Annotated in this window: 6 protein-coding genes; 3 read left to right on the top strand and 3 right to left on the bottom strand. The window is 62.4% G+C overall.

Translation table 11 applies throughout. The annotated features are described in order from the left end of the window. The 3 genes from nhaC to Q0176_RS09755 form a co-directional block, all read left to right on the top strand. On the top strand, positions 1 to 1,298 hold a 1,298-nt coding region (nhaC, locus tag Q0176_RS09765), incomplete at its 5' end, for a Na+/H+ antiporter NhaC (RefSeq protein ID WP_299302225.1). Positions 1,299 to 1,302: 4 nt separating this feature from the next. After that, entirely contained in the window at positions 1,303 to 2,481 is a 1,179-nt protein-coding gene (iadA, locus tag Q0176_RS09760) for a beta-aspartyl-peptidase (RefSeq protein WP_299302222.1), read from the top strand. 90 nt (positions 2,482 to 2,571) lie between these two features. Continuing rightward, entirely contained in the window at positions 2,572 to 3,399 is an 828-nt protein-coding gene (locus Q0176_RS09755) for a MerR family transcriptional regulator (RefSeq protein WP_299302219.1), read from the top strand. 220 nt (positions 3,400 to 3,619) lie between these two features. Here Q0176_RS09755 and Q0176_RS09750 read toward each other — a convergent pair whose 3' ends face one another. The 3 genes from Q0176_RS09750 to Q0176_RS09740 form a co-directional block, all read right to left on the bottom strand. Continuing rightward, positions 3,620 to 4,084: a hypothetical protein gene (locus tag Q0176_RS09750; RefSeq protein ID WP_299302216.1), complete on the bottom strand. Its 465-nt coding sequence runs from the start codon at positions 4,082 to 4,084 to the stop codon at positions 3,620 to 3,622. Next, complete coding sequence (locus Q0176_RS09745; RefSeq protein ID WP_299302213.1) at positions 4,074 to 4,904, bottom strand: DUF3100 domain-containing protein; 831 nt, start codon at positions 4,902 to 4,904, stop codon at positions 4,074 to 4,076. Before Q0176_RS09745 ends, Q0176_RS09750 begins: the two co-directional genes overlap by 11 nt. Before the next feature lie 28 nt (positions 4,905 to 4,932). After that, positions 4,933 to 6,252 (bottom strand): amidohydrolase (locus Q0176_RS09740; protein ID WP_299302210.1); only part of this gene is annotated, 1,320 nt, incomplete at its 5' end.

Raw genomic sequence — 6,252 nt, 5'->3', positions numbered from 1 at the left:
TCGCGCTCCTGCTGATGTTCTGCGGGATGTTCACGACCGTGGTATTCTGCTTCCGTTATGGCTATTCCTGGGACGAGCTCTTCGATAAGGGCGTCGTTCCCATGGTTGCCCGAGCCACGGGCGCCATCATGATCCTGCTGACCGTCGGGCCGCTGATCGCCGTCTGGATGGCCTCCGGGACCATCCCCTACCTCATTTTTGCCGGTCTCAAGATCCTGAGCCCCAAGGTTTTCCTGCCCGCGGCCTTTCTCATCTGCTGTCTCTCCTCCTGTTTCACCGGAACATCCTGGGGAACGGCGGCTACATTCGGGGTCGCATTCATCGGCATCGCACAGGGTCTGGGCGTCTCCCTGCCCGCAACAGCGGGCGCTATCGTCGCCGGCGCGTACTTCGGCGACAAGCTCAGCCCCGTCTCCGACACAACGGTACTGGCCGCGGCCGTCGCCGAGGTCGAGGTGGTGGATCACATCCGTTCCATGCTCTGGACGACCGTCCCCGCCTTTCTGGTCGGCCTGGGGCTCTATGCCTACGCCGGCTCCCATGCCGCCGGAGAGCTCGACCTGTCGCAGGTCGACTCGATTATCAAAGCGATAGAGACGACGTTCCGGCTGAATCCTATAGCCCTGGTGCCCCCGTTCGTCGTCCTGGCCCTGGCCTACAAGCGCTATCCAACCCTTCCCGTCCTGTGGGTAGCCATCGCCGTCTCCATCCCCCTGGCCCTGCTCCAGGGCTATGACCTTTCAACGACGATCAAATTCATGGCCTCCGGCCCCAAGATTGCGACGGGACTCGAGGCTCTCGACAAACTGCTGAGCCGCGGCGGACTGGCTTTCATGTCCAGTTCCGTCGTCGTCGTGTTCTTCGCCTACCTCTTCGCAGGACAGTTGGAGTGCACCGGTACCTTCCGCATCCTGTGCGAATCGCTCCGCGCGAGCTTCATCGGAAACAGCCGCGGGCGATTCGTCATGTCCGCCTCTCTGACGGGCATCATGACCGGCCTGGGGACCGGAAACTCCTACCTCAGCGAGATTGTCCCGGGCACCATGTACAAGGATCTTTGCGACGAGATGAACATATCGCGCCGCGTCCTGTCCCGCACCCTGGAGGACTCCGGGACCGTCGTAGTCCCCCTGATCCCCTGGTCGGCCGCCGGCATCTACATGTCCACGGTGCTGGGCGTTTCCGTCGCCGAATACGCTCCATGGGCCGTACTCTGCTACATGGGCTTCCTGACGGCATGGTTCTACGGATTTGCCGGCATCGCCATCTGGCCCTCGGATCGGAAGGAACAGGCCTGACGCCATGTTGCTGATCGAAAACGCGGACCTGTTCTCCCCAGCCCCCCTCGGGCTGGGGACGGTCTCGGTCGTTGGAGGCAAAATCTCCGGCATCCATCCCGCCGACTCCGCCAAAGAGCTGAGGCTCCACATGGAGCGGCTCTGCCCCGAGGTGACGGTGCTCGACGCAGAGGGGGGGAAGGTACTGCCCGGCATCATCGATCGCCACGTGCACTTCAACGGCGCGGGCGGCGAGGGAGGCCCCCGATACCGAACTCCGCCGCTCCAGCTCTCCGCATTCGTCCGAGCCGGGGTGACCTCGGCGGTGGGGCTCACGGGGACCGACGGAACCTGCCGGGGCCTGCGCGACCTCCTGATGAAGGCTCGCGGCCTGGAGGAGGAGGGACTGAGCACCTGGATACTGACGGGCAGCTATGCCCTCCCCTCCCCGACCCTGACGGGCGGCGTCATGGACGACCTTTGTCTGATCGACAAGGTGATCGGACTCAAGATTGCCCTGTCGGACCACCGCAGCGCGCATCCCACGGTCGATGAACTGCGCCGCGCCGTCTCGGAGGCCCGCGTCGGAGGGATGCTCACCGGTAAGGCCGGGACGGTCTGCGTCCATATGGGCTCGGAAGCTCCGGCCTTCGAGCCGCTGCTCGCGGCCGTCGATGGGACGGATATCCCCCTGGCGCAGTTCGCTCCCACCCACGTCTCGCGCAATGAAGCGCTTCTGGAGAGGGCCGTAGAATACGGTCTTCGGGGCGGAAACCTCGACATCACCGCGGCCCCCGGGGAAAAGCCCGTCTTCGGCATCCCGACGCGCCGCGCCGTAAAACACCTGCTGGCCGGCGGCGTGAGCCCCGAGCGCATCACCCTGAGCTCCGACGGCAACGGCAGCATGCCGCGCTTCGACGCGGAGGGCAAATTGGCAGGCATGGGCATCGGCCCCATCGAATCCGTCCTGGCCTGCATCCTGGAGTTGATGGAGGACCCCGAGGTGGGGCCGGAGAAGGCCGTCGGCATGGCGACGAGCCACGTGGCCGACCAGCTCTCCCTGCCGCACAAGGGGCGTATCGAGAGGGGCCGCGACGCCGACATCCTGCTCCTGGACGACCGAAACGCCCTGCGCCACGTGGTGGCGAAGGGCCGTGTGATGATGAAGGACGGCAGCGTACTGGCCAGGGGAACGTTCGAATAGGTTCCGCGGGCTTGACCCTCCCCCTGGGGGAGGCCCTATGATGCTTCCTGCCGGAGGATGAGGGCGGGGTGCGAAGGGAGGAGGAGATCCATGGGCAATCTGCTGACGATCGGGGAGTTCTCCAGGGCGACGAGGCTCTCGGTGAAGGCGCTGCGTTTCTACGACGAGAAGGGCGTCCTGAGGCCCGTCTGGGTGGACGAGGCGACGGGGTACCGCCACTACTCCGCGGGGCAGTTCGTGGAGGCCCTGCGCATCCGACGCCTGAGGGAGCTGGACGTGCCCCTGGAGGAGATTCGCGCCTTTCTGGGCGCACGGGACCCCGATGCGATCGCCGCATTTCTCGACCGGCACCGCCAGGTGCTCCAGGAACGCCTGAAGAAGGGAAACAGGGACCTGGAGCTTCTGGAAAAACTCACTTTGGAGAAGGAGGCGTTTTTCTTGTCCTACGAGGTCACCGTACGTGAGGTGGCGCCCGTCCGGGCGCTGACGCACCGCTGCATCATCACGATGGAGAACATATCGGAGGAAAGCCATCGGGCCTTCACGGAGCTCTGGAGCCACCTGGAACAGAACGGCAGCGCCTACGGCGGGGAGTGCTTCGACATCTATTACGGGGAGGAGTTCGACCCCAACAACATCGACGTCGAATTCTGCCTGTCCTTCACGAACCCCGTCCCGGACACGGACCGGCTGAAGGTCCGCACGGTGCCGGGCGGAGCGATGGCCTGCACCCTGCACAAGGGGCCCTACGACCAGCTGGAGGGCGCCTACACCGCGCTGCGGCACTGGATGGAGGAGAACGGCTACGAGCCCGTGGCGGGGTCCGACGGCGCGCGGAACGTCTACCTGAACAGCCCCCACGAGGTCCCGCCGGAGGAGCTGCGCACCGAGGTGCAATGGCCGGTGCGGAAGGCGTGACGGCAGGGGCGCCTTCCCTGCAAGCGTCCGATCCGTCCGATTGCTCGAAGCCCGGGGCCTGCGCGGCCCCGGGCTTCGTTTCGTCCTCCGGTCCGGCGGAGTCCGCCCCAAACACGCCTTTTTCCGCCCCAAAGTACCGGCGCTCCCATTCAGGGAATCCCTCGCCGTTCTCCAGAACCCCTGTATGGCTTTACAGCGACCTGTTGCTTCGGCATACGGGTCAGCCGATAAACCTCAAGACCAACTCGGCGACCACGGCCGAACCGATAAAAGTTCCGGCAAAGACCAGGAAGCTCACCAGGATACCTCGCCAGCCGATCCTTTTGAATTTCTCCCAGTCCTTGCCAAACGCGATGCCGGAGTAGGCCAAGGCTGGAGTTGCCGTGGCGAGGAAAGGAATTTTATCGGACCAGGCGACGAATTTCTCCGACCAGGGCAGGAGCCCCGGCATGGAGAACACGATTCCGATTACGGCAACCCAGCCGACAGCGGGGAAGCCTCCGGGGACAATGGACGACAGAAGCACTCCCCCCAAGCAGATGAGACAATACAGCGCCAGGCCGGGAAAAACCTCCTGCGGCGGAACGTGGTACCCAACCCATATCCCGATGGACATGATCAGGCAGACCACGATGAGGACAAAAAACGAATAGAGCAGGGTTCTCCCCAAATCCTTACTGGTCATGGCCGTTTTCCTCCAATTCTCCGCCATGGAACAGCGGTGACAGCCATCGATAAACGCCCCTCGTCAAGGGGAGCAAAAGGAAGATGGACATATACAGTCCCGTAGCCGACGTAAGGACTTGAGAGGCACCGGCATAGAGCACGATGTCCTTGGCACGTTCGGGGAAGACGCTGGAAAGCGCTCCGCTGGCTGCGGCCATCATGCTCCCGCTTCCCATGCCGCTCGCCATCGCCCAAGCCTCCACGCGAATGCCCGGGATCAGGACCATGACAGGAACGAAAAAGCCATAAAACAGGGTGCCGAACAGAGTCCCGACGACGTAAATCGTCATAACGCCCCGTCCCTCGGGCGAGTCCAATCCGTATTTTTCGGCGATCAGGGAGACGTTGGCCTCCCGCCCGATCGAATGGGCCAGCCCGATCAATTCCCTGCGCAAACCCAGCATGAGGCCTATCGGAACAGCCAAGAAGATGGAGCCCACATGGCCGAATTCCTGCAGCATAAAGGCAGCCCCCATCTCCACGACCTTGGAAACCGAGGGCCCTATCTGCATCCCCAATTTTGTCACCAAAGGCAAGATAGCCAAGAAAATGAGGTGTTCCGCCCGTTTGCTCTGCTCCACATTCAGGATTCGGATCAAGTAGGCGATCAGCCCCAGGATCATACTGTAAAGCATCGGAAACAGCGTAACGGAGACGGCCGCAGTGACCGGAATCTTCCGGACTCCAATCCATTCGGAGACGACGACCAGCAACACAACGACCAAAAACAGCCGTCCGTCGGTCAGGGCCTCCCAGAGCTTGTGCTTCCGCGTTTCCATATCCCAATTCCTCCCCCTTGCTTCCATCTCAGCGAACCCAATGCCGGGCGCTCCTTGCCCCCTCATACCTGTTATCGGCCCCGGAAGCGGTGAGGCGATCGTAAAGTACGGCATAGAAACGAGCGGCATTCAGGATAACTCGTTCGTCCAGGTCAAAGGAATCACTGTGCTGTCCGCCTGCCACGGGCGTCCCATGTATCGCGTAAAGGGTCTTTCCTCCTTTCTTCCCAACTGCCTCGGCGAGCAGGGCAAAGTCCTCCGAGGCGTTGACCGAAACCTCCGGGACCACCTCCTCTATCCCCGGAACCAGCCGCGCCGCCTCCGTGCCCATCGCGACGAGCTCGGGGGAATTTTTGCAGGAAACGGATTCCACCACCTTCTCGATCGTATAACTCAGGTCGAACATGGCCGCGGCGCCTTTGATGATCTCCTGCGCCCTGCGCTGCATGTAGTTGTTGATCTCCGTGGTCTCCGCACGTGTTTCCAGCCAGAAAGTCACATCGTCGGGTATGACGTTCCAGGAGATTCCCCCCTCGATCTTGCCGACATTCAGGATCCCCACCCCCTCCCCATGCCGTGCGATGGCATGGAGGTTCGTGACGGCGGCGCAAGCCCCAAGCAAGGCGTTCTTACCCAGGTCGGGGCGTCCCGTAGAATGAGCCGGAACTCCCTTCATACGCACCTTCGAGCGCACGACCGCAAGGATATTTTTCACGTTCAGCCCAATCTGCCCCACCTTCCAGAGATTGGCGGCGACGTGTCCTCCGATCAGATAGTCCACGCCGTCGGTCACCCCTCGGCGAATCATCGCTCTCGCGCCGGCCAAAGCCTCCTCGTTGGGCTGAAAGATAAGGGAGATACGTCCTCGAATCGCCTCTCTGTGCTCCGAAAGATAGCGGGCCAACAGCAGCCCCGTAACGATATGAGCGTCGTGCCCGCACATGTGGGAATATCCGGGGTATATGGAGGCATATCCTTCACGATTGGCCCGGTTGGACATCTCCTTCGACTCCTGGATCTCCAGGGCGTCGATATCGAAACGAAACGCAACGTGAGGCCCCGGCTGCGCCCCGACCAGCACCCCCACGACCCCCGTCAATCCCCCTCGGGCGGGACGAAGGTACCTCTCGTCGATCCCGGCACTCAACGCCCTTCGATACTCCCGATCGAGAACGCTCTCCGGCGGAACAAAAAGCCTTCCTTCAGCATCCAGAATTTTTGTTCCCTGAGAGATCTCTATCCCCCAGGACTCCAGCTTTTCCGCGATAAAGCCCGTAGCAAAAAATTCCAGCCATCCGGGCTGAGCATGACGGTGAAGCAAACGCCTCCACGAAACAGCCGTTTCCTC

This window comes from uncultured Fretibacterium sp. (assembly GCF_938040765.1).
GTDB lineage: Bacteria > Synergistota > Synergistia > Synergistales > Aminobacteriaceae > CAJPSE01.
This window is presented reverse-complemented; position numbering and strand designations above follow the sequence as displayed.

Bases quoted from the DNA above. Each gene is read 5' to 3' on its own strand.
- iadA (WP_299302222.1), top strand. From the start codon at position 1,303: ATGTTGCTGATCGAAAACGCGGACCTGTTCTCCCCAGCCCCCCTCGGG.
- Q0176_RS09755 (WP_299302219.1), top strand. From the start codon at position 2,572: ATGGGCAATCTGCTGACGATCGGGGAGTTCTCCAGGGCGACGAGGCTC.
- Q0176_RS09750 (WP_299302216.1), bottom strand. From the start codon at position 4,084: ATGACCAGTAAGGATTTGGGGAGAACCCTGCTCTATTCGTTTTTTGTC.
- Q0176_RS09745 (WP_299302213.1), bottom strand. From the start codon at position 4,904: ATGGAAACGCGGAAGCACAAGCTCTGGGAGGCCCTGACCGACGGACGG.